Raw genomic sequence first — 26359 nt, 5'->3', positions numbered from 1 at the left:
TAAATGACTACCAAGCTTGGTCAAAAATTGGTTAAAGGAAATACTCACCAGTCATTGGATATGAATGAGTTTTATCCTTCATTGATGAAATATTGTTATTGGTTAACAAAAAACAGTTGGGATGCTGAGGATTTAGTTCAGGATACGATGGTAAAAGTTTTCAAGAAATTGGACCGTGAAAACGTGGGTGAAACAACAGTGACTAAATCCTTCCTACGTAAAGTAGCTTATCACCAGTGGATTGACACATTAAAAAAGGTCAAAAAAGAAACACTTCAAGCCGAAATTCCTGAATTGTTTTTTCAAGAATCGACTCAATTTGAAGAGATCGTTGAAGCAATCGAAACACTAACGAATTGTTTAACACCAAAACAATGTACGGTTTTTTTACTAAAAGAGTTCTTTGGTAATCAGCTAGATGAAATTGCTGAAACTTTGAAAATAAACGAAACAGCCGTAAAAACGTTACTATTTCGATCTCGTCAAAAGCTGAAAAAATACTCGGAAGTAGAAAATCCAGAAATCAAAAGCGTTGATTCTTACTGGATTGATACTGATAAGAAGCAATTTATTGATTTGACAATAGAGTCAATTAAACAAAATAATCCGAACATCATTCTTAGAAAAGTGCGTGGTTCAAAACAGACGATAAGAGCAAGAGGCATTCAACCTTACGCTCAATCTAGTATGAAGGTAATGTCTCTTGCTTCTTAAAAATAGGAGGCAATACCATGACAACCATTCCTTATGTAATCGAACAAACAAAATCAGGTGAGCGATCATACGATATTTACTCAAGACTTCTGAAGGATCGGATCATCATGATTGGCTCAGAAATAAACGATCAAATTGCCAACACAGTTGTTGCACAGCTGTTATTTTTAGCTGCTGAAGATCCAGAAAAAGATATTTCTCTCTATATTAATAGCCCAGGTGGTTCGACTTCAGCAGGGTTTGCTATTATGGATACGATGCACTATATCAAGCCTGACGTGCGAACAATCTGCACGGGAATGTCTGCTTCAATGGGTGCAATGCTGTTGCTCGCAGGAAAGAAAGGTAAGCGATATGCATTACCAAATAGTGAGATCATGATTCATCAACCTCTAGGTGGTGCACGTGGGCAAGCGACAGATATTGAAATCTCAGCAAAACGAATTATAAAGCTAAGAGAGCATATCAACTCGATCATCTCCGAACGAACAGGTCAACCACTGGAGCGAATCGCGATAGATACGGACCGAGATTATTTTATGTCTGCACAAGAAGCCAAGGAATACGGGATTATTGATGAGATAATCGAATAGCTTTAACTGAAAAAACCTAAAAGGTGATACGCAGGCCTTCTAGGTTTTTTTCGTTATTTAAAGGAAAATGAACACAACAAGTAGAATTTAATGATCTTACAACTTTACATAAAGGAATGATCTAGCATGATTCAAAGAAACCTCGTCTTAAAAGGGGAGCGTGTTGAGTTAATTCCAATGGAAACCTCACATGCACACGACCTATTCGAAGCGTCTCAGGATGACAATATTTGGACTTACTTACCAGCGAAGGTGACAACCTTAGAACAAATGCATGATGTAGTTGAACAAGCAATTATTGAACGAGAAAAACGTACACAGTACCCGTTCACGATAAAGGATCTTAAAACCAATAAAATAGTAGGAAGCACTCGTTATCTCGTGCTCTCTCCTGAAAACAAAAGTCTTGAAATAGGTTCGACATGGTTAAACTCAAGCGTGTGGAGAACGAGAGTGAATACTGAAAGTAAATATTTACTGTTGAAGCACTGCTTTGAAACTCTTGACCTTAATCGAGTGGAAATCAAAACAGATGCGAGAAACCAGAGGTCACAACAAGCAATTGCAAGATTAGGAGCACAGAAAGAAGGAACATTACGAAAAAATAGGATTCTACCGAATGGTTTTGTTCGAGATTCAGTTATTTTCAGTGTTATTGCAAAAGAATGGCCAGATGTGAAGCATAGATTGGAAGGTTTTTTACATCGTTAATAGAAAAAGTAGCCAAAGTCTCGACGAAAGCTACTTTTTTTAAATATCGAAAGTATATAATTTGATACTAAGTCTGTGTTGCTGAATCCAGCTCTAGCGCCTAGACCCTAGACCCGCTTCCTTTCTAACTAAGCCTTCAGAAACTATATATATTCGGTTACTAAATGTAAATTCCTGTAAATTAATGATGGGAGTTAGCAAGATGTTAATTGTTTTCTATAAAATAGTACAAATTTCATGTTTACATAAGATTCAGATAACTTATAATGAGGGTAACTTTTCAGAAGGAGGGATACCACAATGGGAAAAGGTAGAATCCGAGTAGAAGAGAGAATTAAGGCTGAAACAGACGAAGAAATGTATGAAGCACAATTATTAGCTGATGATCATAAAGACGAGAGAGAGTGATTTTTCGCTCTCTTTTTTTAAATTGAAAAAAGAGAGAGGCATAACCCTCCCTACTTAAAGATCATCAAACCCATTATCTACTGAGTTCACCTTCGTATATTGTCTGGACTTTTGCTCGAAAAAGTCAGATTTACCAAGATCAACATCTTCGTACGCTTTAATCCACTTTAAAGGATTAGTACGATATCCTTCAAAAGGTCTGTCATAGCCAAGCTGAACACACCTAACATTTGCATAAAACTTAATATAGTCCTCTACATCCTTCATGTTGATGCCATCGATTTTATTTCCAAGTATAGAACGGCCCCATTCGATTTCTAATTCCGCTGCTTTTCTAAATGTTTGTTGGATGAAATAGGCTAGCTCAGGTGTATCATATTCTGGATATTCATTTAGAATTTCTTTGAAAATTTTTACGAATAAATCCACATGGATCTGTTCATCACGATTAATGTAGTTAATCATTGTGCTTGTTGCGACCATTTTTTGATTTCTGGCCAGATTGTAGAAAAAAGCAAAGCCGGAATAAAAGAATAATCCTTCTAAAATGACATCATAGACGATCGACTTTAATAGGTTTTCGACATTAGCCTCTTCCGCAAAAGCTTGATAGCCGTTCGTGACAAAGTCATTGCGATCTCGTAAAGTCTGGTCAGATCGCCAATAATTAAATACCTCGTCTTGAATATGCTTCGGAACGATGCTTGATAAAACATAGGAATAGGAATGGTTATGGACCACTTCCTGCTGTGCGAGAATAATCATCAGCGCATTTACACTGGAATCAGTAAGGTAGTCGGCAACTTTTCCAGCATAATCTGTTTGAATGCTGTCGAGTAATGCGAGCAGTCCAATGACTTTTAAAAAGGCATCTCGCTCATCGACACTTAGCTCTTTGAACTGCTTAATATCTTGAGACATATTAATCTCAAATGGTGTCCAAAAATTCGAAAGCATTTTTTTGTATTTTGGATATGCCCATCCGTAGGCAGTATCATCCCAGTTAAGAATATTTGAACTTTTTCCGTTAATGATCCTTGTCGAACGATTTGGAGCGGTTGGATCCATGAGAACGCGTTTTGTTAACGCCGTTTTTGTCATTGTGTTACCTCCCTTTTGATCAACTAGCACAGGATTCGCATTCTTCAATCGCACTGGAAGTAGAACGGACGTAATATGTCGTTTTTAAGTCTGCTTTCCAGGCGGCAAGGTGCAGGTCTAGGAGCTCTACTGCTTTAATCGTATTTTGAACATAAAAGTTAAAGGAAATAGATTGATCAATATGACGTTGTCTTGCTGCATTTTGTTTGATACTCCAGTGTTGGTCGATAAAATAAGCTGATTTATAATACCATGTTGTTTCTGCGTTTAAGTCAGGCGCTGTGACTGGAATTTTGTAATCCTTTTTTTCTTCGGAGTACACTTTTTGAAATATAGGGTCGATGCTTGCTGTGCTTCCTGCGATAATTGAAGTAGAAGCATTTGGTGCAACAGCCATCAAGTAGCCGTTGCGAACGCCAAACGTTTTTACTTTATCGCGAAGTTCATCCCATGGGAGGCTACTCCCTGCTGTTTTGTAATTTCTCTTTGTAAAATAGGAACCATTTTCCCAATCTGAACCATGAAAAACAGAGTAAGCACCCTTTTCTTTTGCTAATTCCATGCTAGCTTGGATCGTATAATAAGAGATTTCCTCATAAAGCTTGTCCGCATAAGCGACTGCTTCATCACTTTCCCATTTTAGTTGCCTTAATGCTAGAAGGTGATGCCATCCGAAGGTTCCCAACCCAATCGAACGGTATTTCTGATTGGTTAGTTTTGCTTGTAAAACTGGGATGTTATTGAGATCAATGACATTGTCTAACATCCGAACTTGAATAGGAATTAATCTCTTTAGAACGGAATCGGTTACAGCTTTGGCGAGATTAATAGATGAGAGATTGCAAACAACAAAATCACCAGGTGTTTTCACTGTGATAATTTTCCCGTCTTCTGTGTACTGCTCGTCCTGAATCGTTGGGCTTTGATTTTGAGTAATTTCGGTACAAAGGTTGCTACAGTAGATCACTCCAACATGAGAATTTGTATTTTTTCGATTTACTTCATCGCGGTAAAACATATAAGGTGTGCCTGCCTCAAGTTGACTAATCATAATCCGCTTCATGATATCAATGGCCGGAATAGTTTCTCTTGAAAGAGTAGGGGTGTTCACACAATCCCAGTATTTTTCTCTAAAGCTTCCATTGCCTTTTTCCTCATCGAAATAGTCTTCTAAGCTGTATCCCATTACTCGACGAACTTCATGGGGATCAAATAAATGCCATTCACCACGCTTTTCGACCTGTTCCATAAATAAATCAGGAATACAAACGCCTGTAAACAAATCATGGGTCCTTAGACGTTCATCACCATTGTTCAATTTTGCATCTAAAAAGGAAAAGATATCTTTGTGCCAAACATCAAGATAAACCGCGATTGCTCCTTTTCGTTGCCCAAGCTGATCAACACTTACAGCTGTGTTGTTTAATTGCTTCATCCAAGGAATGACACCAGAAGATACTCCTTTGAAACCTTTAATATCACTGCCACGACTTCTCAGCTTACCTAGATACGTGCCAATTCCGCCACCTGCTTTTGATAAATTCGCAATATCAGTGTTGCTATCAAAGATTCCTTGTAAACTATCATCGATCGTATCGATAAAACAGCTTGATAGCTGTCCGATTGGTTTTCCTGCGTTGGAGAGAGTAGGAGTTGCGACAGTCATATATAGATTGCTCATCGCCCAATATGCTTCTTTAACTAGGTATAAGCGTTTTTCTCTCTCCTCATTTGCAAGCAAAGTCATCGCAATGATTAAAAACCGTTCCTGTGGGAGCTCGTACACTTGCTTGTTGAAATCTCGGGCTAAATAACGGTCGCTTAAGGTACGAAGTCCAATGTATGTAAATAGCTTGTCGTTGTCGGGGTTGATGATTGCACCTAGCTCTTCAATTTCATCCTTCGAATAGGAGGTTGTTAAGAATGTGCTATAGATTCCTTTTGATTCCAAAGCTGTGAGAAGCTCATAAAAGGGGCCGTATTTTTCTTCCTTTGGATAGTGACGAGCGTGTGCAGACTCTGCATAAAGTTTTTTCAGAAAAAGCTGTGCACAAAAGTACGTCCAATCGGGTTCTGTTTCACTAATATGTGATAAACCTTCTAAGATTAGTAGATTGGTTATTTGTTCGGAGGAATACATTTCCCTTTGTGAGATGGATAGAAGAACTCGTTCAATGAAGTTCTCTAATGGGAGAGCAAGGAAGTCTTGTCCAAGGTTTTCGAGAGAGCGCTGCAATTTTAAAGAATCAAATTGAGTTACAGTTCCATCGTTACTATTTTTTATCAACGTCTGGGTCAATTGTGTTGTCATTGTCATCCTCCTGTTTAACAAAAATAAAAAATCCACTCGTAGATTGAGTGGATCAAACGATAGCACAATGAAGAAGGTAACCCAAATAACCTTCATTTTATCCCATCGTTTCATCTTCTCAGGTCCCCGAAGAATTCGAAACTTTGCAAGTTACAGGCAGGTCTACTGACTTGTGCTTAATCCTACTTAGAGTCCTTCCCATACGATATCTTGATGTATTGTACAGTGGCTTTTCTCAGTTCGTCACACTTACAGTTGCGGGGACAGCTCTGGAATTTCACCAGATTCCCTATTATGCCAACTTGGCACCTGTTCTTACAGTTAATACTATATATAGTTACTAACGTTATTGTTAATTCAATATGTAGTGTGTATCTTATATAAACATCATATAGGACTAGTCGTTTCTTTTCAACTAAAAAGTGATGATTGTCGAAAAGAATTGAATATGATCATTCTAAAAAGTTCTCAGGGTTAGCTCTTTAATAAAATCTGTAACCATGTCATACTAGGGAAAAGATTGTTAAAATTCCGATTCGAAAGGGAGTAGAATATGCGCGTTTTATTACAAGATCAACTGTTGAATAGAGATGAAGTGGCAATTGATATAGAAGACCGGGGTTATCAATTTGGCGATGGCGTTTACGAAGTGATGCGGGTGTATGAAGGACAACTGTTCACTATAAATGAGCACTTAGAAAGACTTGCGAGAAGTGCAGATCAAATTAGAATGAAACTACCACTACGTCTTGATGTATTAAAAGAGAGACTTATAGAGTTAGTGAGTGAAAACTCAGTGCAAAATGGTGCTGTATATGTACAGGTTTCTCGAGGTGTAAGTTTAAGAAATCATTCATTTCCGGGCGATAAGGTTACACCTGTATTAATCGCGTATCCGTTACCTGGAAAAAAACCTGCTCAAGAGCAACAAAATGGTGTTCAAGTGAACCTTGTTGATGACATGCGCTGGCTTCGCTGTGATATAAAGAGTTTAAATTTATTGTGGAATGTTATGGCAAAGCAAGAGGCCTTAGATAAAGGGACATATGAGGCACTTCTGCATCGTGATGGCACAATCACTGAAGGATCTTCAACAAATTTCTATGCAGTGAAGGATGGAACTGTTTATACACATCCAGCGAATAACCTGATTTTGAATGGAATTACAAGAATGAAAATTATAGAGCTTTGTAGTGAAAATGGAATACCTTTTATGGAAAAAGAACTCTACATTAATGAGCGAACTTCTTTTGATGAAGCATTTATTTCTTCAACAACGATTGAAATTGTTCCTGTAACAAAAATTGAGGAAGATGTAATTGGTGAAGGGAAGCCTGGTGAAGTAACTAAAAGGCTCCAGGAGTTGTTTCGGAAAATCACACCTTAGGGAAAATTTAATAAAAAGAGCCGCATAAAAATCATTTCAACGATTTTTACGCGGCTCTTTTTGTATTATCCTTTCGCTCTAAATCCAAACAAAATCGTAAATAAAGGAGAGATATATAGAAAAAAGGCGAATGGCAAGTAGTCGATAACTGAGACACCTAATGTTTGAGCGAAAAATGCTCCGCTAACGCCCCAAGGAACGAGCGGGTTAATAAGTGTGCCCGAATCTTCGAGGGATCGAGATAAGTATTTACGATCAATCGCCATTTTTTCGTACAATGGTTTAAATGTTTGTCCAGGTATTAAGATCGATAAGTATTGTTCTCCTGTTAAGAGATTTACACCTAAAGAGGAGGCGACAGTTGAGAGAATCAGTTGGCCACGAGACTGAATTCGTTCAAAAAGCCCAGTTAATAACGTTGTAATGATCTGTAATTTTTCTAAAAGTCCACCTAAAGCAAATGCGATCATAATCAGCGAGATCGACCACATCATCGATTGTAATCCACCGCGATTTAAAATATTGCTTACCTGTTCGTTCTCAACGGTGAAGGTTGTGCCGTTTTGTAAGGTTGTTAAAAATTGTCCTATACTCGCATCCTGAACGAGTATGCCTGTTATCCCAGCAGAAATAATTCCAATTGTAAAAGCAGGGATAACAGGAAACTTCCGAACAGCTAACACTATGACGAGTAGAGGAGAAAGTAGTGTCCACATACTAACTGCCACATGCTGATTTATGACGGCTACCATTTCACTCATTACTAAGAGTGATGCTTCATTAATAGGAGTTGAAAACCCAAGCATTAAAAATATGATCGCAGTAATGATAATGGCTGGGACAGTGGTTTTTGTCATGTGCCTAATATGAGTAAACAAAGGAACCGAAGATACACCAGATGCGAAATTTGTTGTGTCAGACATCGGTGACATTTTATCACCAAAGCATGCCCCACAAATTACAGCCCCTGCTACCCACTCAAGTGGTAACCCAGTTGCAATTCCAACACCCATTAGTGCTACACCAATCGTACTAACTGTTGTAAATGAACTACCAACTAATGAAGAGATGACCATACATGAAAATAATGCTGTAATTAATAGATAGGTAGGATTTATCACAGACAAAGCATAGACAATAACAGTTGGAATTGTCCCACTGAACATCCATGCTCCAATTAAAAGACCAATGAGTGCTAAAAGAATAATTGGCTGTACACCACTTTGTATTCCTTTTACCATTCCATCTTCTAGCTCTTTCCATGCGACTCGTTTCGTTATTCCAACGAATGACACCATTAGAATACAAGCAAGAAGAGGAATATGCGGCTCGGTCTTAAAAATAAACAAACTGATGAAAATAATTCCTAGAATGCCTATTGTCGTCAAGATTGCTTGACGGTATGTGAAAAGATTCTGGTTGTTTTGCACTGTTTATACCATCCTTAAACCCTCTTTGGGAGCTAGAAGCTAGCATTAGAGGGAAATTAATTTATCACTTAAACGCTTTTATGCTTTTGTGTATAAAAGTATTATATCAATCTAATATTCTGTGTCAATGAGTGAGAGAGTAGTTTAATTATTCTGGAGAATTCAATGTGGGTGTTCGGATTTATCTAAGAGCCTGTGGCTTCAGAAGTTTTTTTTTAGGGAAGAAAAAAAGACTACTAAAAGCAGTCTTTTCATTTAGCAATTAATACTGGAATGTTGGAGTGCTTTGAAACCTTCTCACTTACACTTCCATAGAGTAATTTCTTTAATCCACTGATGTCGCGACTACCCATTACGATAAGATCTGCTTTATGTTCCTCAGCGAAAAAGACAATGGCTTCAGAGGCATCACCTTCGAGTAGCTTGATATCTGCGGCGCTATTATTATTTTCTAATATTTGTCTAGCTTCAGACGTTAACTGTATGGCCGTATTTTCAGTGATGTCAACATTCTCTTGTTCGACATTATCATGAACGTATCCAGTTGTAGGGGAATTCAGAAGTCCATCTGTACCATAACCACCTATTGGTATTACCTGGATATTATCAGCTGATCGGTATGCAGATCGTTTCTTTTCTTGAAGTACATGAACGACTGATAAAGTAGAAGATAATTGTTTGCTCACATTTATGGCAAGTTTTAATGCATCCTTACTGTTTTCTGTTCCATCATATGCACATACGACATGTTCAAAGGTACTCATAGTTTTCAATCCCTTCATAATAAGAGTTTACTATTTTATACCCTAAATTTAGCACCATAATCATTTCCTTGAGAAAAGCCCATTAATCAGCTCCACCGCCGTCACCTCCACCACCACTGTCACCACCGTATGAGTCTCCATCACTTGAAGATGAAGAGCTGCTAGTTGGCAGGGCGCTCCATTTCCATGTGTTGACTAAATATTCCACGGTTTCCTCGTCAATTAATAAGAGACTGGTAAGTGGTAGGGAGGAAACAACTAAATCTTTTCCAGACTGCTGATAGGAGTGTACTGCGCGTTTAAAAGGAACTTTTACTTTAAGTAATAATGCGCGTGTCGCCCATTGCTCAAGTTCGCTGCTTGATACATGTTTGGGAATGCCCTCTTTTTTCTGAAAAGACACCGGAAGATAGTGCACTTGTGCCCTTTGCAACAATAAATAAAAAACTCAGCTGTTTAACACAGCTGAGTGAAAGGTTAGTTGAACATTGGTAAAATATAACTGATTAAGAACCATATAATTCCGAAAAAAATGACTAGATATGCTGCATATTTGATAAAAGTTGCACCAACTAAACTATGATTTGTTTTATTTTCCTCTTTTTGTTCTACATTAACTCGCTTATATTCTGCCATGATGATGCTCTCCCTTCATCACATTTTCGTGCACTTTACGATTTTAAAATAAGCTAATTAACCAACCGATCACAACAATTGCTCCAACGACCATTAAGATTGTACGTAACATAAGACATACTCCTTTTTGACTAATATTTTTTTAAAATTCATAGGTGACCAAACATTTGTTATATTTTCACCTTAACTGCAGGGTGCCATACTTGTTTTGAAAATCTTACTGATCTTATAGCATATATTTCTTCTAACTCCTGCATCATGCTTGCTGGGTTGTAGCCATCAATAATAATTTTTAATGGCTGTCCATTTTTTAGTGTAAGTAGAAATGCCATAAGAGAAGGTAATTTTGAGGCATCAACAATGTGTTTTTTGTTAGTTAGCAAATAGATCTGCCCACTATAGGATTTTGCTAACTGATTAATTTTTAATACTTGTTCCATTCTTAATTGCTTTTGAATATGTAAGTCAGTTGTCATTAATTCACTCATTGTTTTCCCCTCCAAAGTTATACGTTGTTTTGTTACTTCTTAATTACCTCCCCTTATGAAATTCGAAACTCTTTAGCTGATAAATAGTGAGATAGTCCTTCTTCATCATCGATTTAAAATAAAAAAACTATTCATTTGAAAAATAAACTAGTCTTTTTGGACTGAAATTAGCTTTGAGATACTTAATTGGAAAAAGGTATACTATTAATAAAGGATAGAAGAAAAGGAGTACGAGGATGGAAGCACTGAAATATCTTTGTTTAATTACGGCTGTTGTGACCCAATTGACTGGTATTCTTTTTTTGTTTATTAACATTCATATAGCAGCAATTTTGTTTATAATTTATGGAATAGCACTTATTGGACTACTGATTGTGTTCATAAAAAATCGGTACGATGAAAAAAAGGAGGATGATGAACATGATTATCGTGACTACTGAATCTGTTCCAGGAAAAGAAACAAAGGAATACAAAGGGTTTGTAAGAGGGAGTACTGTTCAATCGAAACACATAGGCCGTGACATAATGGCTGGGTTAAAAACAATTGTCGGTGGAGAAATCAAGGAATACACGGAAATGATGGAAGAGGCAAGGCAGAAAGCGATCGGTAGAATGGTGGATGATGCAAAGTCAAAAGGCGCCAACGCGATTGTATGTATGCGACTAGAATCTTCAGCTGTAATGCAGAATGCTTCAGAAATCATTGCGTATGGTACTGCTGTTACAATTGGTGAATAACTCACTTTATTGCTAGTTCAAGCTTAGAAAAATTTGTAAAATATCAAATGTGCTAATTGACAAAATAATGAAAATAGTGGTAATCTAGCTAAGAGTTTAAAACTACAATAATTTGGTAAAGGAGGTTGCGTTATGAAAAAATTAATTGTTGATACAGTTGTTCGTTCAATCGTTAAAAATACTAACGTGGCCCTTCCTTGCCTTTCAATGATTTAAGTTTGCATTAAATCACCAAGGCACAGGTCACGTTTCCACGCGTGATTTGTGCCTTTTTTGTGTTAATTAGGCATATCGCTAAGGGCGGTATGCCTTTTTATATAAGAAAAAACAAGGAGGAAAAATTATGATTGTATTCATAAACAATAAGACAACTCTTACACAAGGAGATCCAGAAAGCGGCTAGTGAACGTTATTAAGAAGACAACAGGGAGATGTATATATGTTTTCAGTTTTGAAAAAGTTAGGCTGGTTTTTTAGACAGTATTGGAAGAGGTATTTGATTGTAATCATCCTGTTACTTATTGTAAACGTCATTGAAATCCTTCCACCTAAGCTACTTGGAACGGTGATAGACCACATACAAGTTGGAAATTTAACAAGCGAATTACTTCTTCAATACATTATTTCGTTTATTGTTTTAGGGGTTGTGGCATATACGCTTACGTATTATTGGATGTACAATCTTTTCGGTGGTTCACATCTGATTGAGAAGATCCTTCGTTCAAAATTCATGGGTCAGCTTTTACTGATGACACCGCGCTTTTATGAAAAAAATCGCACCGGGGACTTAATGGCAAGAGCTACCAATGACTTAAAAGCCATCTCTTTAACAACGGGTTTTGGAATTTTAACACTAGTGGATTCGAGTATGTATATGCTAACCATTCTTTTAACGATGGGAATTCTCATTAGTTGGAAGCTTACCTTAGCGGCAATTATTCCACTTCCAATAATGGCAATAGCTATGAAAATCTATGGGAAAAGAATTCATAAGCTCTATACAGAAGCACAGGATTCATTTGGTGATTTGAATGATCAGGTGCTTGAATCGGTTGCAGGTGTTCGCGTTATCCGTGCATATGTGCAGGAGCGAGAAGATGTGAATCGCTTTAACAAATTAACTGATACAGTTTACAAAAAAAATGTCGCAGTAGCGAAAATTGATGCGCTGTTTGAGCCAACGATCAAGCTACTAGTTGGAATTAGTTATTTAATTGGACTTGGATATGGTGCCTATCTTGTATTCCATAAAGAAATCACGTTAGGTGAGCTTGTTTCATTTAATGTCTATTTAGGGATGATGATTTGGCCAATGTTTGCAATAGGTGAATTAATTAATATCATGCAACGAGGAAACGCGTCCTTAGATCGTGTAAATGAAACACTCTCATATGAACCAGATGTCAAGGATTCGTCTACACCAAAAGATGTAAAGGTTCCAGAAACAATTTCTTTTAACTCAGTAACCTTCCAATATCCAACATCTGAAGTAAAGAACTTAACTAATGTTTCTCTTACTGTTAAACAAGGTGAAACAATAGGGATTGTCGGAAAAACAGGTAGTGGAAAAACGACGATTATCAAGCAGCTTCTTAGACAATATCCCAATGGGATGGGGAATATTACTATTTCGGATGTGCCAATTGAGAACATTCCAATGAATACATTACAAAGATGGATCGGTTATGTGCCTCAGGATCATGTTCTTTTCTCGCGAACTGTGCAAGAAAATATCCTCTTTGGAAAAAGTGATGGCAGTGAACTCGAACTGAACAAGGCGATTGATCTGGCATTTTTCAGAAAAGATCTAGAGCTTCTCCCAGAGGGATTGAACACACTTGTCGGTGAAAAGGGTGTTGCCTTATCAGGGGGTCAAAAACAACGGATCTCAATTGCTAGGGCACTACTTATTAATCCTGAAATTCTTATTTTAGATGATGCGTTATCAGCGGTTGATGCGAAAACAGAAACGAATATCATTAACAATATTCGAGGCGAGCGTTTTGGAAAAACAACGTTTATCACAACTCATCGTTTATCAGCAGTCGAACATGCGGACTGGATTATTGTCATGGATAACGGTGCAATTGTCGAAGAAGGAACACATGAACAGCTATTAGCACAAAAGGGTTGGTATAAAGAACAATTTGTACGTCAACAAATTGAATCAGAGAATGAAGGGGGCGTGTCAGCATGAGTACAGGCCGAAAGTTACTAAATTATGCCCTTCAATATAAGAAAACGCTCATTATCGCACTCGTTATGCTTACAGCTGCGGTAGCCGCTGAATTAACGGGACCGTTTATAGCAAAAAAAATGATTGATGATCACATTTTAGGAATTGAACGAACATGGTATGAAACGGATGAAACATCAAATGCCGTCTCATATAATGGGTCTTGGTACACACGTACGGATTATCTTGAATCATCAGAAGAAAAACAAGATCCAATTCGCATTCTGCAGGTCGATAGAGAATATTTCTTTATCCCAGAGCAGATTGAGTTTGATGGCGAACGAAGCTTTAATGATGGAAGCATGATTATTAAGCGTGGAGAGGAAGAAACAAGCTACGCTGCAACACCATTGTCAACTGAAGAGTTAGTTCAGTTTTATGAGCCAGGAATAAGAGGGCTCATCCAATTAATTTCGATTTATTTTGGACTATTAGTGGTTGCATCACTTTTCCATTATGGACAGAGCTATTATTTACAGGTTACTTCAAACCGAATCATCCAAAAAATGCGTCAAGATGTGTTTGAGCACATTCAGCGTTTACCGGTTAAGTATTTTGATAATTTGCCTGCTGGAAAAGTCGTCGCTAGAGTAACCAATGATACAGAAGCAATTCGTGAACTATATGTCGCAGTACTTGCAACATTTTTCACAAGTGCCATTTACATTACTGGAATTTATGTTGCTTTATTTCTACTAGATGTAAAAATGGCGTTGATCTGTATGACGATATTACCTTTACTCGTCGTTTGGATGATTGTCTATCGAAAGTATGCTTCAACATATAATCACAAAATTCGTTCACTAGTGAGTGATCTAAATGGAATGATTAATGAGTCCATTCAAGGAATGACGATTATTCAAGCATTCCGTCGACAAAAAGAATCAAAAGCAGAATTTGAAGCGATAAATGAATCGCATTTTCATTTTCAAAACAAGTTATTGAACTTGAATTCACTACTTTCGCATAATCTTGTTGGGTTGCTTCGAAATATTACGTTTGTCGCGTTAATTTGGTATTTTGGAGGCGCTTCAATAGGTGTTGGATCAATCGTTTCACTAGGTGTACTTTATGCATTTGTCGACTATTTAAACCGCTTATTCCAACCAATCACAGGCATCGTTAATCAGCTTGCACAGCTTGAGCAAGCAAGAGTGGCATCCGAACGAGTTTTTGAGCTCCTGAATGTAGAGGGTACACCTGTTAATGAAGAAAGATTGCCTCGTTATCAAGGGAATGTAACATTCGAAAATGTTTGGTTTGGCTATAAAGAAGGAGAGTATGTGTTAAAAAATATTAACTTTGAAGCTAAGCAAGGAGAAACAATAGCCCTTATTGGTCACACGGGTTCCGGGAAGAGCTCAATTATGAATTTGCTTTTCCGTTTTTATGATATAGAAGAAGGAAAAATATCAATAGATGGAAAGAGCATTATGGAGATGCCAAGACAGGCGGTCCGTCAGCATATGGGAATTGTTTTGCAGGATCCGTTTTTATTCACCGGTACGATTGCTTCAAATGTTAGTCTTGAAAATGAACATATTTCTAGAGAAGAGATCGAAAAAGCGTTAAAAGATGTAGGTGCGGAAACATTATTGAAGCATTTACCAAAAGGATTTGATGAACCGGTTATTGAAAAAGGAAGCACACTTTCCTCTGGTCAACGTCAGCTCATTTCCTTTGCTCGTGCACTTGCTTTTAACCCGGCTATCCTAATTTTAGATGAAGCAACAGCGAGTATCGATACAGAAACTGAAGCAATTATTCAAGATGCACTTGAAGTGCTGAAAAAAGGAAGAACAACCTTTATTATTGCTCACCGTTTATCAACGATTAAAAATGCGGATCAAATATTAGTCTTAGACCGAGGAGAAATCGTTGAACGTGGTAACCATAACGAATTGATGAAGGAAAAAGGCAAGTATTATCAGATGTATGAGTTGCAAAAAGGGAAGCAGAATTCTTTAGCAATGTGAAAGTAGAAGAGGCTAATCATTTGATTTGGCCTCTTTTTTCTGGAATTATTAATAGGACAACCCAACTCGCTGACGGTTAAATTTACTTAATATAAGCTGAGAAAAAGCAAAATGTGCAGTATCCTGAACAGAAATGCTCTTTCCTTCAAAAGGAAGAAATGTCACTTCGTATCGATAATTTTTGGTTAATATACCGTCTGGCAGATAAGTTGGACAAATGATTGTCCAGTCGAGATTGCTTTCCTTCAGTGCTTCGTACATTTTTAAATGTTCTTCTGCAGCTCTCGTGCTTCTCTGTTTTGATTCAGACGATTGAAAGCGATATATACTTGGGTCGGTACGAGACTGAAGAATCCCTGCAGTTCCAATAGTAATGATTCTTTGGACGCGCTGTTCTTGCATCGCTTTAATAATATGCAAAATTGACACCGACAACGTATCATCGCTGTCGGTGTTTAGTGCACTTACAACAAGATCACAGTCTTCAATGGTTGGCAAAACATCATGAAATTCACGAGCGTTACCTTTATGTAATTCCAACAAAGCAGAGTTAAATTCAATTTTCTCAGGTGAACGAACGAGTGCTTTCACTTGGTATCCATCGCTTATTACAAAGTTTAAAAACTCTTTCCCGACTCGTCCTGTACTTCCAAATAGGGCAATTTTCATTGAACATTCCACCTTTATTTTTCTCTAATTCATCTTACTTGATAATAATGAAAGAATAAAATAATATTACGCTCTAGAAGGGTTAAACTATGCGTAAACAACTTAATTGACTTAAAAAGCGTTCTCGTATAATATTCATACATGTTAAAATCAATTCCGATAGAATTAGTGGGGGCTATAATAATGAAGAAACTTGGATTATTATTTACAATGATTATGAGTATTGTATTTGTGATTGCAGCATGTGGGACAGCTGAAAAAAACGACCAAACAACGCAAGAAAATACATCAGGTAGTAATGATGAAACAGCCGAACTATACGACAAAGTAAAAGAAGATGGTGTATTAACAGTTGGTACAGAAGGAACCTACCCTCCCTTCACATTCCATGATGATAGTGGGAAATTAACTGGCTTTGATGTTGAAATCGCTGAAGAGGTTGCAAAGCGTTTAGATGTTAAAATTGAATTTAAAGAAACGCAATGGGACGCAATGTTTGCTGGTTTAGATGCTAAGCGTTTTGATATGATTGCGAACCAAGTAGGAATTAAACCTGAGCGAGAAGAGAAGTATGATTTTTCGGATCCGTATATTTCTTCAGCAGCTGTGCTGGTCACACACGCAGAAGACGACACAGTTAAGAGCTTTGAGGATATTAAAGGGAAAAAATCTGCACAATCACTCACAAGTAACTACGGTGAAATTGCAAAAGAATATGGTGCCGAATTGGTTGGGGTAGAAGGCTTTAACCAGGCAATCGAGCTAATCAACTCAAAGCGTGTTGATGTAACTATTAACGATAAGCTTTCTGTATTGGATTTTAAAAAACAACGTGAAAATGCTGCCATCAAAATTGTTGACGAAAGTGAAGATGCAGCTCATAGTGGCTTAATGTTTAGAAAAGATAGCGGCAAATTAATTGAAGAGGTTAACAAAGCATTACAAAAAATGAAAGACGACGGTACGTACACAAAAATTTCTGAGAAATGGTTTGGTGAAGATGTATCTAAATAATATTTTTGCCGATCCAGAACGTTTAGAAAGGTTAATGACAATTGCACAAAGTTCCCTGCTCCCTTTGGTGAAGGGAGCTTTGTATTATACATTGCCATTAACCCTTATTTCTTTCGTAATCGGCATCATACTCGCTATTTTAACGGCATTGGCTAGAATTTCGTCCACAACGGTACTGCAAATGATTGCACGAATTTATGTGTCAATTATCCGTGGAACGCCATTGCTTGTGCAATTATTTATTATTTTCTATGGACTGCCTAGTGTAGGAATTACAATTAACCCGTTTATTTCAGCGGTTATTGGTTTTTCTTTAAATGTTGGTGCATATGCCTCTGAAATTATTCGAGCTGCTATCTTGTCCATTCCAAAAGGTCAGTGGGAAGCAGGCTATTCAATCGGTATGAACTATAGACAGGCACTAAAGAGAATTATTTTGCCACAAGCGGCAAGGGTATCGATACCACCGTTATCGAATACGTTTATTAGCCTAGTAAAAGATACATCACTGGCTTCACTAATATTAGTTACAGAAATGTTCAGAAAAGCACAGGAAATCGCAGCAACAAACTATGAGTTTTTGTTACTTTATACTGAGGCGGCATTATTGTATTGGATCATATGCTTCATACTATCAATCGGACAGCAGAAAATTGAAGGAAAACTTGATCGCTATGTATCAAAATAATTGATATGGGCGACCAAAGGAGTAATTAAATGATTACTATAAAAGGTTTAACAAAAAAGTTTGGAGACCTAGAAGTCTTAAAGGGTATTGACCTTGAGATTGAAAAAGGAAAAGTTGTTGTGGTTATTGGCCCTTCTGGCTCGGGGAAAACCACTTTATTAAGATGCTTAAACATATTAGAAACGCCTACAACAGGTGAAATACGAATTGACACACAAGGACTTGATTTTAACACAAAGGTCATAAAAAAAGAGATTGGTGCCTTTCGTAAGTTGACCGGTATGGTGTTTCAAAACTATAATTTATTTCCACATAAAACCGCACTTGAAAATGTCACAGAAGGTCCAATTATTGTAAAACAAGAGTCGAAACATAATGCGATTGAAAAAGCAAAGTTGCTTTTGTCAAAAGTGGGATTAGCGGAAAAAGAAGACTTTTACCCACATCAATTATCAGGTGGACAGCAACAGCGTGTAGGAATTGCTAGAGCACTAGCGATGGAACCGAGTGTGATGCTGTTTGATGAGCCCACCTCGGCACTAGATCCAGAATTAGTCGGCGAAGTTCTTCGTGTCATGAAAGACCTAGCGAACGAAGGAATGACAATGGTCGTTGTTACACATGAAATGAGATTTGCAAAAGAAGCCGCAGATGAAGTGATTTTTATAGACAATGGTGTAATTGTCGAAAGAGGAAAACCAAAAGAACTTTTTGTTCAACCAAAAGAAGAAAGAACAAAACAATTTTTACGGATGATTCAAGAGTAGGCTAAATGATAGCTTGCTTTTTTTTGTTGTGGGGGAATATATAGTCAGACGAATCTATTCCTTCATACTCTTTTTCGCAGCTTGGTTCCAATAATAAATCTGTGGATAACGAATATGGACAATATATTCATGAAATAGGGAATAGCTAATAAATGTAATTAATCTCCAGTCAATTGCATCAAACATACTTATCCTCTCCTTTCCATACTATATGGTGTGAGGGGCTTGTTTGATACAAATAAAGAACAAAAACACGACGTGTCAATCGCCATGACTGCACTAGCACGTCCTGTGCGTCGGGGCTAGGGGCGGTAGTTGGATGCAAATACGGACACTTATTCCCAATAAAATTTTGGATATAAAAGAGACCTCAGCAATACTGAGGTCTCAGAGCCAGTTGTATAAAGTTGTTATTGTTGGTATCCGCCCATAGATTGTTGAGCCATTGATACTAAACGCTTAGTTATTTCTCCACCAACAGATCCGTTAGCACGAGAAGTTGTTTCTGGTCCTAGGTTTACACCGAACTCAGAAGCAATCTCATACTTCATTTGATCAATTGCTTGTTGTGCTCCTGGTACTAGAAGTTGGTTAGACGAATTGCTGCCTGAACTGTTTTGTGCCATCTGACATTCATCTCCTCATAATAGTTTAATGGTTGGGTTAGTTGGAATTGCACCAACAAATGAGTTCGCTATGGAATCATCGCCTGCTCGGCTTAACCCAGTGTCAGTAGTTGCTTTTTAAAAGTGTGTTGCATTGTGTTGTTGTTACTAGGTATTATGGATCTTTTTTAGGTTTCTATACTTTTTTAGTTTGGTAATTTTTTCATTGTGCTTTTATTACTTACATAAATCATTTTTTGATGAGAAAGATAGAGGTATGAAGATGAAAAGGGGTTGGTGAGATGAATGTTTGTCCGTTATGTAATGGTTTAGATGCATGGAGCGTTCAATGTCCCAATTGTCGTACAATCATGGAGGATAAGGGGAAGATTACGGATTATTTGGATGATTATAGTGCTTATATGGATATTGATAGTATGAAGCTATTTGATGGGGCCAAGCAATCATTAGAAGAGAATCAATGTGTCCATTATTACTATTGCACATCTTGTATGCATGAAGAAGTGAAATCAATAAATGAGTAAAAAAGCGCAATATAATTCTGATACGATAAAAAAACGACATTGGAGCATGAAACTCCAACGTCGCTTTTAACAGATTATCTCTCTCCAGCAGGGCGAATACGTTGCTCACTATCTTTATCAAAGAAATGAGCTTTGTTCATATCTAGTGCTAGTTTAATCGTTTGTTGAGGTTTGATGTCTGAACGAGAATCAACACGTGCAACAAACTCTTGACCATCAATTTGCGAGTAAAGCATTGTTTCAGCACCCATTAATTCAGCTACTTCAATTGTAGCGTCGATTACAGAGCCTTGAGATGCATCAATGAATACTGGCTCGTCATGCATTTCTTCCGGACGAATTCCCATGATAACTTCTTTGTTTACATAGCCTTGTTCACGAAGATATTTCATTTTCCCTTCAGGAACTGCTACGGATATATTACCAATCTGGAATTTACCTTCTGTAAGAGTACCTGTGAAGAAGTTCATTGAAGGTGATCCGATAAATCCTCCAACAAAAACAGTTTCAGGTTTTTCATATACTTCTTTTGGTGCTCCAACTTGTTGAATAACACCGTCTTTCATTACAACAAGACGAGTTGCCATTGTCATAGCTTCTGTTTGGTCATGTGTAACATAAATTGTTGTTGTTTGAAGACGTTGGTGAAGTTTAGAAATTTCAGCACGCATTTGTACACGTAGTTTTGCATCTAAGTTTGATAACGGCTCATCCATTAAGAATACTTTTGCATCACGAACGATTGCACGTCCTAATGCAACACGTTGACGTTGTCCACCAGAAAGTGCTTTTGGTTTACGGTCTAAATATTGATCAAGACCTAAGATACGCGCAGCATCTTTTACACGACGATCAATCTCATCCTTAGGGAATTTACGTAGCTTTAATCCAAATGCCATATTGTCATAAACGTTCATATGTGGATATAGGGCATAGTTTTGGAAAACCATTGCGATGTCGCGATCTTTTGGTGCAACATCATTCATACGTTTGCCGTCGATACTGAAATCACCTTTTGAGATTTCTTCTAAACCAGCTACCATACGAAGTGTCGTCGATTTACCGCAACCAGAAGGACCAACAAATACGATAAATTCCTTGTCTTCAATATGAAGGTTAAAATCTGTTACTGCTGTAACTTTATTATCATAAATTTTATATATATTTTCTAAGCGTAATTCAGCCATTGACTAATTCCTCCCTTAAAATGAAAGCGTTTAACTTGTGTCTAGTGTAATGCATCTCACTAAGGAAAGTATATGTACAGGTTGCACAAAAAAAAGGATGAGACTTTCGTGCAACACATACAAAAGTGTTCTATGAATTAGCCAGCATCTGTTTCAGAAACATGGATTGCAAGATATGCAAAGGTTGCATTTGAAAATATTCGAATATCCAAGCCTGTTTTTTCGATAAACTTATCAATCCGATATTGCAGACTATTTCGGTGGATATATAACCTTTTGGCTGCGAGTGAAGCATTAAGATTGCATTGCAAGAAAACATTTATGGTATGCACCAATTCATGATCTTGAAAGCTCTCAAGCAAATATTCAGAAAGTCCCCTTTTGGAAATCATTGTTGATGCTTTGACAAGTAGTAAGGGGAAAGCTTCATAAAAAGTGACAGACTTTTCACGATAAGTAGGTTGGAAGGTTTGAAAACAAGAATATTCGAGTATGAATTTTTCTTTTAGTGACGTGTCGTTCTTATGCAGCTGCCCCACATATGTACATATATCCACAAAAAAGTCGCTCGTAATTGTATCTATCATTTGTTCAAATGCGGCTTGTTCAAAAATAGAAAAGGGTTGTTCTTCAATAATTACGCCATGTGTTTCATTGATCCAAAGAATGATAGAATCCTGAATCGTCCCTTGAATGGCCTCCTCGAAGCTGACTTTTTCCTCAACGGCTTGCTTCAAAAAGAAATAATAAAAGCGGCAAGACTCTTTGTAAAAAGGTACTTCTGTCGACGATTTAAATAAATAACGATGCCACTTCTTTTCTTTTTCTGTAAAGGATTCGCCGGAGTCAGACAATTGGATGTGTTCAAATAAGGATAGTAAAAGGTGTTTTTCACTTTCTGTTAAAACACTCTTCAATACCCCGAAAAGTTCTCCACTTTCTGTTTTAAACCATTCGTATGAAGTGTTGGCTGATTCGTATTCTCTGCAGAAAGCATCTTGATAGTGTGCTGATAGTTTATCTAGCATTCGTTTCTCCTTTATGGAAGTTCAAATATGTCTGTAACTTTATTATAAGGAAAAGAGTTAGGATATTAAAGAATTAACATGAGCGAGTTTGACAAGTTTGTAAGGAAGAGTAATAAGAGGTGAGGATTATTGTGAATATTCCGTTAATTATGTCCGGGGAATAAGGAAGATGTTCCAACAGAGGGAGAACTGAATAAGATTGCTAATTCAGTTCAGTTAAACGTGAAGGATTGACGAAAAGCAAATTCAGCCAAACAGTGAAATATTATTTATCAACCGTATGTGGAGGTTCTTCATTTTCAAGTGGCCGCGCTTCTTCAATATTGGTGTGCTCTTCTCGCATATGAACTGAGCCCCCAGATAAGCCTTCATTGATGATTCGATCAATATCCTGATAGGACTCATCACGACCTTCATAGCTTACATCTTGTTTTGCTGCTTTTTTATGCTTTGTCAAAAGTATCCCTCCTTACTAATAGTATGTGAAGGAGGGCTCGCTTTCATACGTAATACCAGTTTTCTCAGTCATAAACATGAAAAAGCATCAATTCATGAATCTTGGAATGAATAGAGTTTTCTTCTTCTTTCGGTGGAGCGGTGGTTCCCCATTCAATTTGTCCTGTTTTATGGTAGAGACCATCGTAGTGAGTTCCATTGAAGTAAAAAGAAATTTGCCAGCCTGGCAGATTCGCTTGTTTAAATAGTGGCTTGAATTGAAAATGTGTGATCATTTTATTGCTCCTTTCCTGCTTGTATCTCTTTAAAAATAATTGGTGTATGAATAAGCATTTCATACAAGTTAAATACGGCAACCAAGCAGGAAATTCCTCTATCTCATTTTTGGTAGTTTATAGAAGACTTCTGCTGAAAAAGTGAGACAAGGTGATGAAGTCTGGGTTGTTGGATATCCTCTTCATCAAAAACCATCGGCTTTGAGTTGACTTCAAACAGGTAAGGTGTGCCAAATAAGTCAATTCCAATGTCCATAGAAAACTCTCCAATAAATCCGTAATACTTCTCTAAAATTTTTCCAACTTTATCAGCAAGCCATTCTAGTTGCACCTGATCAAATTTATCTTTTACAAGATGTAAGGGAACAATGCTTCCACCATTTGGGACATGTGTTGTAATCCGTCCAGCACTTGCCACCCTAACACCAATCCCTCTAATAACATAAATTCCATCGTTGTAAATGCAGAGAACTCGTAAATCATATTTGTGACCTTCAATAGTATCGGTATGAATTTCTTCTTGAAGAAGATAGGGTTCGTTTTCTGCCAATTGGGTGATATTTCGTAAAAAATTGGCTTTAGATAACGAGAGTCGCTTTCCAGTTTTATCAATTATAATATACTGTTGTTTTTGACAGGAAAGCTTATAGATTCCTTTTCCCTTCGAACCTTGATGTGGTTTAAAGTAAATAGCAGGAAAAGTGTTTAACATATATAGAAGTGATTGCTCTCCTGAATAGTGAATGGTTTTCGGCAAGTATGGTTTTAGTGCCTCGTTTTCACTTAAAAGTTTGTAGGTATCCCATTTATTAAAAAAAGATGGATTGGTGATTGTAATCTGCTTTTTTATAGCGATTTTTGAGATTCTCTGAAAATCTGTACTCTGTTCTTCTTGCCTAGTTGAGAGTCGATTATAGATAATCTGCGGCAAAGGTAAAACAATTTTGGCCCACTTACTTTGACCTTTAATAAAAACATAGCCATCTACATATGTTGAGTGGAAATCCTCTAGTGTAAAAATAAAAGACAAACCACCTTCATTATGAAGTAAAAACTGTAGTTGTTTAAAAGTATGGGAATCGCCTCGAAATGTATTTTCTTTATTCCCTTTGCTCGCAAGAATTCCGACTAAGGGAAAAAGGTCATCTGCTTTCATTCGTTGAATTCCTCGGGTTCTTTAATGGCTTTTTCTGATAAAAATAATCCATATAATAGTGAGAGTTTTCTAGAAGTAAGATCGGCTTCTTTTAGTTCAGGATGTGAAAAGATCGATCTTCCTGGTTTCGAGTTCGCTTCAAACATCCATACTTTTCCATTTTGATCTATTCCAAAATCAAAGCCAATTTCACCAACAAACCCTTTAATTTTGCTATCAATTGTTTCACTTAGCATAATGGCAGCTTCTGTTAAATCATGAAGAGCTTTAATTCGATCACGTGAATCTTCATATATCTCTTCAAGTGTTTTTACAACACCTCCGTTATTCAAATGTGTCGTTACACTGCCTTTTCCTGCAACCTTGGCCCCGATGGCCGTTACCTTCCATTCACCATTTTGATCTTTATTGGTATGAACTCGAAAATCAATTGGATTTTGATCTAAGCGGATTAGTTTAATTCCTTGTTGCGCGAGATAGTCCGAGAGTTTTCTGCCTTTAAAAGTATTTTTAAAAAAATGCTCAAGAGAAGGATATTTACGTAGTCGATTCATTTCATCGTCATCTCTGTAGCGGAAATAGTATTGGTTTTCTTCTCGAGAGTACATGAGCTGAAAAACTCCTAAACCTAAGCTGCCATTTGCAGGCTTTAAGTAGACACTTTGATAGGTGCTTAACATCTGCTCCATTTGTTGAATAGAAGGTGTGTGATAGGTTTCTGGTAAAAACTTTGCTACTTTTTCATCACCAATTAATAGCTGATGAATCGACCATTTATTAAAGAATCCAGGGTTATACCAAGGAATTGAATACTCATTGATTAACCGATTCTTAACCGTTTTTAATGCAGAGTGATTTTCAATTCGTCGGTTAGGCAATCGATCATAAACAACGTTAGGAAAAGGAAAGATCATCTGCTTCCAGCCTTCTTTTCCATAAACAAGCCCCTCAATTGTTCCCTCATCCCAATTAATATGATGAGCACCAAATACAAACGTGAAAATGCCAATCGTGCGCTCAACTGTTAGGAATTTTGCAAAAAACAAAGATCGTTCACCAATCGGTCTGAGAGTGGATTCAGTAAATCCTGCTGTGAAAATTCCAACAAGTGGACCGAGATGAAGAGTTTCTTCATGAATAATTAAATGGGTTTTTCCATTTTGCGGGAGCTTGAGAAGAGCACGAACATTCTCTGGGATGACGATTTCCTGCTCCATTTCTTCTCTATATTCAACCTCACAAGGAAGGATCATTGTGCCAAAAGCAACAGAGGTGATCGTGCCGTAAGCCTTTTTTGCTAACGGAAGGAGAATAGTAGGTTCGCTTCTAGTTGATGTTTGAATGGTGTATAAATTATTCAATAGGTTCGACTCCTTTTAGACTGGATTGCTTTTTTAAAAATCTGCAGTAAGTAAGAGGTGCTTCGTACAACGTATCTTCTAAGTTAGGCTTCGTTTGAAGGATTACTTTTCTTCCAGGCTTGGAGTTTATGTCCAGTATCCATAGAGAACCATCTTTGGCAAAACCGATATCCACACCGAGCTCGAATAAATTCGGGAAATTGCCCTCAAGGATAGTTGGCAATCGATCACTGATTGTTTTTAGTTCATCATTTACCAAAACTTGATTGTGTGCAGTTAAAGAGTTAAACCAGTCTTCAAATATAAGACTTTCACCACCAGTATTTAAGTTTGATAGAAAAGATCCATAGTATCCCTTACGAATTCCTTTTCCTCGTAAACACCAGTTGCCTTCTTCGTTCTTTTGGAGAAGTAACCGAATATCAAATGGATAGCCTTGTGTATCTTGCAGAGAGAGAAACGGCTGTAGTAAGTAATCATTTTGTTGTAAAAGCTTCTGACACCAATCTCCAAATTCTTGAAGTGAGGGGAATTTTCTATTTTGTTTGTCACGGCCAATATGATAGGTTAGCAAAATGAATTTTTTTTCGAGTTTTACTGCAAATATTCCAAGTCCTTTAGAGCCATTTATTGGCTTTAGTAGACAAGCGCCTTGTGCTGCTAATTGCTGTTGAATTTGAACGGAATCTTTAACTAAGATAGTTTGAGGAAGATAGCATGATAGAATTGAATCCTTTTGAAGTGCTTTGTGAATTTTCCATTTATCGGGCAATCCCTGACCTAAAAAGGTCGTTTTATGATAGTTTTTCAACCATTCAACGATGGGTTTACTTTTTTGAGAAAGCTGATTTTTTTGATAAAAGCAGCGATCATAAATGAATGGAGGAATGCTGAAAACAGAAGACATCCACTCCTTGGCACTGTGATCATAGTGCTCACCTTTAACCTCTAAATTAGCTGGTGAGATCGAAGTAGGTTCAAACCGAACGCACTCAATTTTATAATGAAGACTTCGTTTCGCAATTTCAGTGACATATTTGTTTTCGTGATTAAGGTTCAGAGTTAAAAAGCCTAATGTAGTTGAGTCCATTTGTTCACTCCTTTTTTGTGGAACG

At 37.2% G+C, this 26359-nt stretch carries 30 protein-coding genes and 1 riboswitch; of the genes, 13 read left to right on the top strand and 17 right to left on the bottom strand.

The window, feature by feature from the left end; genetic code table 11:
- Positions 1 to 3: 3 nt before the first annotated feature.
- From ACFFIX_RS11860 to ACFFIX_RS11845, 4 genes are all read left to right on the top strand, one after another.
- The gene (locus tag ACFFIX_RS11860) at positions 4 to 714 is read left to right on the top strand and encodes an RNA polymerase sigma factor (RefSeq protein WP_378934142.1); all 711 of its coding nucleotides are present in this window, start codon (positions 4 to 6) and stop codon (positions 712 to 714) included.
- Positions 715 to 731: 17 nt separating this feature from the next.
- The gene (clpP, locus tag ACFFIX_RS11855) at positions 732 to 1307 is read left to right on the top strand and encodes an ATP-dependent Clp endopeptidase proteolytic subunit ClpP (RefSeq protein WP_378934140.1); all 576 of its coding nucleotides are present in this window, start codon (positions 732 to 734) and stop codon (positions 1305 to 1307) included.
- 126 nt (positions 1308 to 1433) lie between these two features.
- The gene (locus tag ACFFIX_RS11850) at positions 1434 to 2018 is read left to right on the top strand and encodes a GNAT family N-acetyltransferase (RefSeq protein ID WP_378934138.1); all 585 of its coding nucleotides are present in this window, start codon (positions 1434 to 1436) and stop codon (positions 2016 to 2018) included.
- 300 nt (positions 2019 to 2318) lie between these two features.
- On the top strand, positions 2319 to 2426 hold the full coding sequence (locus tag ACFFIX_RS11845; RefSeq protein ID WP_378934136.1) for a YhdX family protein: 108 nt from the start codon (positions 2319 to 2321) through the stop codon (positions 2424 to 2426).
- Between the two features lie 54 nt (positions 2427 to 2480).
- Here ACFFIX_RS11845 and ACFFIX_RS11840 read toward each other — a convergent pair whose 3' ends face one another.
- Positions 2481 to 3527: a ribonucleotide-diphosphate reductase subunit beta gene (locus ACFFIX_RS11840; RefSeq protein WP_378934133.1), complete on the bottom strand. Its 1047-nt coding sequence runs from the start codon at positions 3525 to 3527 to the stop codon at positions 2481 to 2483.
- A gap of 19 nt (positions 3528 to 3546) precedes the next feature.
- Positions 3547 to 5934 carry a ribonucleoside-diphosphate reductase subunit alpha gene (locus tag ACFFIX_RS11835; RefSeq protein WP_378934268.1) on the bottom strand — a complete coding sequence of 796 codons (2388 nt, stop codon included), beginning with the start codon at positions 5932 to 5934 and terminating at the stop codon, positions 3547 to 3549.
- A 42-nt stretch (positions 5935 to 5976) separates the two neighbouring features.
- Positions 5977 to 6165: riboswitch (cobalamin riboswitch) on the bottom strand.
- 226 nt (positions 6166 to 6391) lie between these two features.
- Here ACFFIX_RS11835 and dat point away from each other — a divergent pair.
- The gene (gene dat / locus ACFFIX_RS11830) at positions 6392 to 7225 is read left to right on the top strand and encodes a D-amino-acid transaminase (RefSeq protein WP_378934131.1); all 834 of its coding nucleotides are present in this window, start codon (positions 6392 to 6394) and stop codon (positions 7223 to 7225) included.
- Between the two features lie 65 nt (positions 7226 to 7290).
- Here dat and nhaC read toward each other — a convergent pair whose 3' ends face one another.
- The 5 genes from nhaC to ACFFIX_RS11805 all read right to left on the bottom strand — a co-directional run bounded on the left by nhaC (position 7291) and on the right by ACFFIX_RS11805 (position 10558).
- The gene (nhaC, locus tag ACFFIX_RS11825; protein ID WP_378934129.1) at positions 7291 to 8655 is read right to left on the bottom strand and encodes a Na+/H+ antiporter NhaC; all 1365 of its coding nucleotides are present in this window, start codon (positions 8653 to 8655) and stop codon (positions 7291 to 7293) included.
- A gap of 251 nt (positions 8656 to 8906) precedes the next feature.
- Complete coding sequence (locus ACFFIX_RS11820) at positions 8907 to 9419, bottom strand: universal stress protein (protein ID WP_378934127.1); 513 nt, start codon at positions 9417 to 9419, stop codon at positions 8907 to 8909.
- 82 nt (positions 9420 to 9501) lie between these two features.
- Positions 9502 to 9822, bottom strand: a complete 321-nt coding sequence (locus ACFFIX_RS11815; RefSeq protein ID WP_378934125.1) for a hypothetical protein — start codon at positions 9820 to 9822, stop codon at positions 9502 to 9504.
- 74 nt (positions 9823 to 9896) lie between these two features.
- Positions 9897 to 10055, bottom strand: a complete 159-nt coding sequence (locus tag ACFFIX_RS11810) for a hypothetical protein (RefSeq protein WP_378934123.1) — start codon at positions 10053 to 10055, stop codon at positions 9897 to 9899.
- 170 nt (positions 10056 to 10225) lie between these two features.
- Positions 10226 to 10558, bottom strand: coding sequence for a hypothetical protein (locus ACFFIX_RS11805; RefSeq protein ID WP_378934121.1), 333 nt, complete (start codon positions 10556 to 10558; stop codon positions 10226 to 10228).
- A 221-nt stretch (positions 10559 to 10779) separates the two neighbouring features.
- Here ACFFIX_RS11805 and ACFFIX_RS11800 point away from each other — a divergent pair, with 221 nt between their 5' ends.
- From ACFFIX_RS11800 to ACFFIX_RS11785, 4 genes are all read left to right on the top strand, one after another.
- Entirely contained in the window at positions 10780 to 10983 is a 204-nt protein-coding gene (locus ACFFIX_RS11800; RefSeq protein ID WP_378934119.1) for a hypothetical protein, read from the top strand.
- Complete coding sequence (locus tag ACFFIX_RS11795) at positions 10964 to 11281, top strand: YbjQ family protein (RefSeq protein ID WP_378934117.1); 318 nt, start codon at positions 10964 to 10966, stop codon at positions 11279 to 11281. The genes ACFFIX_RS11800 and ACFFIX_RS11795 overlap by 20 nt, the downstream gene beginning before the upstream one ends.
- A 439-nt stretch (positions 11282 to 11720) precedes the next feature.
- On the top strand, positions 11721 to 13478 hold the full coding sequence (gene bmrC / locus ACFFIX_RS11790; RefSeq protein WP_378934115.1) for a multidrug ABC transporter ATP-binding protein BmrC: 1758 nt from the start codon (positions 11721 to 11723) through the stop codon (positions 13476 to 13478).
- Complete coding sequence (locus tag ACFFIX_RS11785) at positions 13475 to 15493, top strand: ABC transporter ATP-binding protein (RefSeq protein WP_378934112.1); 2019 nt, start codon at positions 13475 to 13477, stop codon at positions 15491 to 15493. The genes bmrC and ACFFIX_RS11785 overlap by 4 nt, the downstream gene beginning before the upstream one ends.
- Positions 15494 to 15541: 48 nt before the next feature.
- On the opposite strand, the gene ACFFIX_RS11780 is transcribed toward ACFFIX_RS11785, so the two are convergent.
- Positions 15542 to 16162: an NAD(P)-dependent oxidoreductase gene (locus ACFFIX_RS11780; RefSeq protein ID WP_378934110.1), complete on the bottom strand. Its 621-nt coding sequence runs from the start codon at positions 16160 to 16162 to the stop codon at positions 15542 to 15544.
- 183 nt (positions 16163 to 16345) lie between these two features.
- Between ACFFIX_RS11780 and ACFFIX_RS11775 the strand changes: the two genes are divergently transcribed.
- The 3 genes from ACFFIX_RS11775 to ACFFIX_RS11765 are packed head-to-tail and all read left to right on the top strand — an operon-like array spanning position 16346 to position 18631.
- Positions 16346 to 17176, top strand: coding sequence for an amino acid ABC transporter substrate-binding protein (locus ACFFIX_RS11775; RefSeq protein ID WP_378934108.1), 831 nt, complete (start codon positions 16346 to 16348; stop codon positions 17174 to 17176).
- Positions 17163 to 17864 carry an amino acid ABC transporter permease gene (locus ACFFIX_RS11770; protein ID WP_378934106.1) on the top strand — a complete coding sequence of 234 codons (702 nt, stop codon included), beginning with the start codon at positions 17163 to 17165 and terminating at the stop codon, positions 17862 to 17864. The genes ACFFIX_RS11775 and ACFFIX_RS11770 overlap by 14 nt, the downstream gene beginning before the upstream one ends.
- Positions 17865 to 17893: 29 nt before the next feature.
- A complete protein-coding gene (locus tag ACFFIX_RS11765) occupies positions 17894 to 18631 on the top strand; it encodes an amino acid ABC transporter ATP-binding protein (RefSeq protein ID WP_378934104.1) in 738 nt (245 codons plus the stop codon).
- A 54-nt stretch (positions 18632 to 18685) separates the two neighbouring features.
- Here ACFFIX_RS11765 and ACFFIX_RS11760 read toward each other — a convergent pair whose 3' ends face one another.
- Together ACFFIX_RS11760 and ACFFIX_RS11755 are read right to left on the bottom strand one after the other, a co-directional pair.
- Positions 18686 to 18817, bottom strand: a complete 132-nt coding sequence (locus ACFFIX_RS11760; RefSeq protein ID WP_378934102.1) for a hypothetical protein — start codon at positions 18815 to 18817, stop codon at positions 18686 to 18688.
- A gap of 224 nt (positions 18818 to 19041) precedes the next feature.
- On the bottom strand, positions 19042 to 19257 hold the full coding sequence (locus ACFFIX_RS11755; protein ID WP_378934100.1) for an alpha/beta-type small acid-soluble spore protein: 216 nt from the start codon (positions 19255 to 19257) through the stop codon (positions 19042 to 19044).
- Between the two features lie 281 nt (positions 19258 to 19538).
- On the opposite strand from ACFFIX_RS11755, the gene ACFFIX_RS11750 reads away from it, so the two are divergent.
- Entirely contained in the window at positions 19539 to 19781 is a 243-nt protein-coding gene (locus ACFFIX_RS11750; protein WP_378934098.1) for a hypothetical protein, read from the top strand.
- Between the two features lie 74 nt (positions 19782 to 19855).
- Here ACFFIX_RS11750 and ACFFIX_RS11745 read toward each other — a convergent pair whose 3' ends face one another.
- From ACFFIX_RS11745 to ACFFIX_RS11715, 7 genes are all read right to left on the bottom strand, one after another.
- Positions 19856 to 20968 carry an oligosaccharide ABC transporter ATP-binding protein MsmX gene (locus ACFFIX_RS11745; protein WP_378934096.1) on the bottom strand — a complete coding sequence of 371 codons (1113 nt, stop codon included), beginning with the start codon at positions 20966 to 20968 and terminating at the stop codon, positions 19856 to 19858.
- A 137-nt stretch (positions 20969 to 21105) separates the two neighbouring features.
- Positions 21106 to 21996 (bottom strand): PucR family transcriptional regulator, encoded by an 891-nt coding sequence (locus ACFFIX_RS11740; RefSeq protein ID WP_378934094.1) that lies wholly within the window; start codon positions 21994 to 21996, stop codon positions 21106 to 21108.
- Positions 21997 to 22261: 265 nt separating this feature from the next.
- Positions 22262 to 22453 (bottom strand): hypothetical protein, encoded by a 192-nt coding sequence (locus tag ACFFIX_RS11735; protein ID WP_378934092.1) that lies wholly within the window; start codon positions 22451 to 22453, stop codon positions 22262 to 22264.
- 64 nt (positions 22454 to 22517) lie between these two features.
- The gene (locus tag ACFFIX_RS11730; protein ID WP_378934090.1) at positions 22518 to 22727 is read right to left on the bottom strand and encodes a YheE family protein; all 210 of its coding nucleotides are present in this window, start codon (positions 22725 to 22727) and stop codon (positions 22518 to 22520) included.
- A gap of 103 nt (positions 22728 to 22830) precedes the next feature.
- A complete protein-coding gene (locus ACFFIX_RS11725) occupies positions 22831 to 23883 on the bottom strand; it encodes a YheC/YheD family endospore coat-associated protein (RefSeq protein ID WP_378934088.1) in 1053 nt (350 codons plus the stop codon).
- Complete coding sequence (locus ACFFIX_RS11720; protein WP_378934086.1) at positions 23880 to 25244, bottom strand: YheC/YheD family endospore coat-associated protein; 1365 nt, start codon at positions 25242 to 25244, stop codon at positions 23880 to 23882. Before ACFFIX_RS11720 ends, ACFFIX_RS11725 begins: the two co-directional genes overlap by 4 nt.
- On the bottom strand, positions 25237 to 26334 hold the full coding sequence (locus tag ACFFIX_RS11715; protein WP_378934084.1) for a YheC/YheD family endospore coat-associated protein: 1098 nt from the start codon (positions 26332 to 26334) through the stop codon (positions 25237 to 25239). The genes ACFFIX_RS11720 and ACFFIX_RS11715 overlap by 8 nt, the downstream gene beginning before the upstream one ends.
- Between the last annotated feature and the right edge of the window lie 25 nt (positions 26335 to 26359).

The organism is Metabacillus herbersteinensis, assembly GCF_042433335.1.
Taxonomy (GTDB): Bacteria; Bacillota; Bacilli; order Bacillales; family Bacillaceae; genus Metabacillus; species Metabacillus herbersteinensis.
This window is presented reverse-complemented; position numbering and strand designations above follow the sequence as displayed.

What these genes read in the sequence shown, in the direction of transcription:
- ACFFIX_RS11775 (WP_378934108.1), top strand. Translation starts at nt 16,346, where the DNA reads ATGAAGAAACTTGGATTATTATTTACAATGATTATGAGTATTGTATTT.
- ACFFIX_RS11770 (WP_378934106.1), top strand. Translation starts at nt 17,163, where the DNA reads ATGTATCTAAATAATATTTTTGCCGATCCAGAACGTTTAGAAAGGTTA.
- ACFFIX_RS11730 (WP_378934090.1), bottom strand. Translation starts at nt 22,727, where the DNA reads ATGATCACACATTTTCAATTCAAGCCACTATTTAAACAAGCGAATCTG.
- ACFFIX_RS11785 (WP_378934112.1), top strand. Translation starts at nt 13,475, where the DNA reads ATGAGTACAGGCCGAAAGTTACTAAATTATGCCCTTCAATATAAGAAA.
- ACFFIX_RS11760 (WP_378934102.1), bottom strand. Translation starts at nt 18,817, where the DNA reads ATGTTTGATGCAATTGACTGGAGATTAATTACATTTATTAGCTATTCC.
- ACFFIX_RS11820 (WP_378934127.1), bottom strand. Translation starts at nt 9,419, where the DNA reads ATGAGTACCTTTGAACATGTCGTATGTGCATATGATGGAACAGAAAAC.
- ACFFIX_RS11745 (WP_378934096.1), bottom strand. Translation starts at nt 20,968, where the DNA reads ATGGCTGAATTACGCTTAGAAAATATATATAAAATTTATGATAATAAA.
- ACFFIX_RS11850 (WP_378934138.1), top strand. Translation starts at nt 1,434, where the DNA reads ATGATTCAAAGAAACCTCGTCTTAAAAGGGGAGCGTGTTGAGTTAATT.
- ACFFIX_RS11860 (WP_378934142.1), top strand. Translation starts at nt 4, where the DNA reads ATGACTACCAAGCTTGGTCAAAAATTGGTTAAAGGAAATACTCACCAG.
- ACFFIX_RS11725 (WP_378934088.1), bottom strand. Translation starts at nt 23,883, where the DNA reads ATGAAAGCAGATGACCTTTTTCCCTTAGTCGGAATTCTTGCGAGCAAA.
- dat (WP_378934131.1), top strand. Translation starts at nt 6,392, where the DNA reads ATGCGCGTTTTATTACAAGATCAACTGTTGAATAGAGATGAAGTGGCA.
- ACFFIX_RS11765 (WP_378934104.1), top strand. Translation starts at nt 17,894, where the DNA reads ATGATTACTATAAAAGGTTTAACAAAAAAGTTTGGAGACCTAGAAGTC.
- ACFFIX_RS11715 (WP_378934084.1), bottom strand. Translation starts at nt 26,334, where the DNA reads ATGGACTCAACTACATTAGGCTTTTTAACTCTGAACCTTAATCACGAA.
- ACFFIX_RS11840 (WP_378934133.1), bottom strand. Translation starts at nt 3,527, where the DNA reads ATGACAAAAACGGCGTTAACAAAACGCGTTCTCATGGATCCAACCGCT.
- ACFFIX_RS11845 (WP_378934136.1), top strand. Translation starts at nt 2,319, where the DNA reads ATGGGAAAAGGTAGAATCCGAGTAGAAGAGAGAATTAAGGCTGAAACA.
- ACFFIX_RS11800 (WP_378934119.1), top strand. Translation starts at nt 10,780, where the DNA reads ATGGAAGCACTGAAATATCTTTGTTTAATTACGGCTGTTGTGACCCAA.
- ACFFIX_RS11780 (WP_378934110.1), bottom strand. Translation starts at nt 16,162, where the DNA reads ATGAAAATTGCCCTATTTGGAAGTACAGGACGAGTCGGGAAAGAGTTT.
- ACFFIX_RS11740 (WP_378934094.1), bottom strand. Translation starts at nt 21,996, where the DNA reads ATGCTAGATAAACTATCAGCACACTATCAAGATGCTTTCTGCAGAGAA.
- ACFFIX_RS11795 (WP_378934117.1), top strand. Translation starts at nt 10,964, where the DNA reads ATGATTATCGTGACTACTGAATCTGTTCCAGGAAAAGAAACAAAGGAA.
- ACFFIX_RS11755 (WP_378934100.1), bottom strand. Translation starts at nt 19,257, where the DNA reads ATGGCACAAAACAGTTCAGGCAGCAATTCGTCTAACCAACTTCTAGTA.
- bmrC (WP_378934115.1), top strand. Translation starts at nt 11,721, where the DNA reads ATGTTTTCAGTTTTGAAAAAGTTAGGCTGGTTTTTTAGACAGTATTGG.
- clpP (WP_378934140.1), top strand. Translation starts at nt 732, where the DNA reads ATGACAACCATTCCTTATGTAATCGAACAAACAAAATCAGGTGAGCGA.
- ACFFIX_RS11835 (WP_378934268.1), bottom strand. Translation starts at nt 5,934, where the DNA reads ATGAAGGTTATTTGGGTTACCTTCTTCATTGTGCTATCGTTTGATCCA.
- ACFFIX_RS11810 (WP_378934123.1), bottom strand. Translation starts at nt 10,055, where the DNA reads ATGGCAGAATATAAGCGAGTTAATGTAGAACAAAAAGAGGAAAATAAA.
- ACFFIX_RS11750 (WP_378934098.1), top strand. Translation starts at nt 19,539, where the DNA reads ATGAATGTTTGTCCGTTATGTAATGGTTTAGATGCATGGAGCGTTCAA.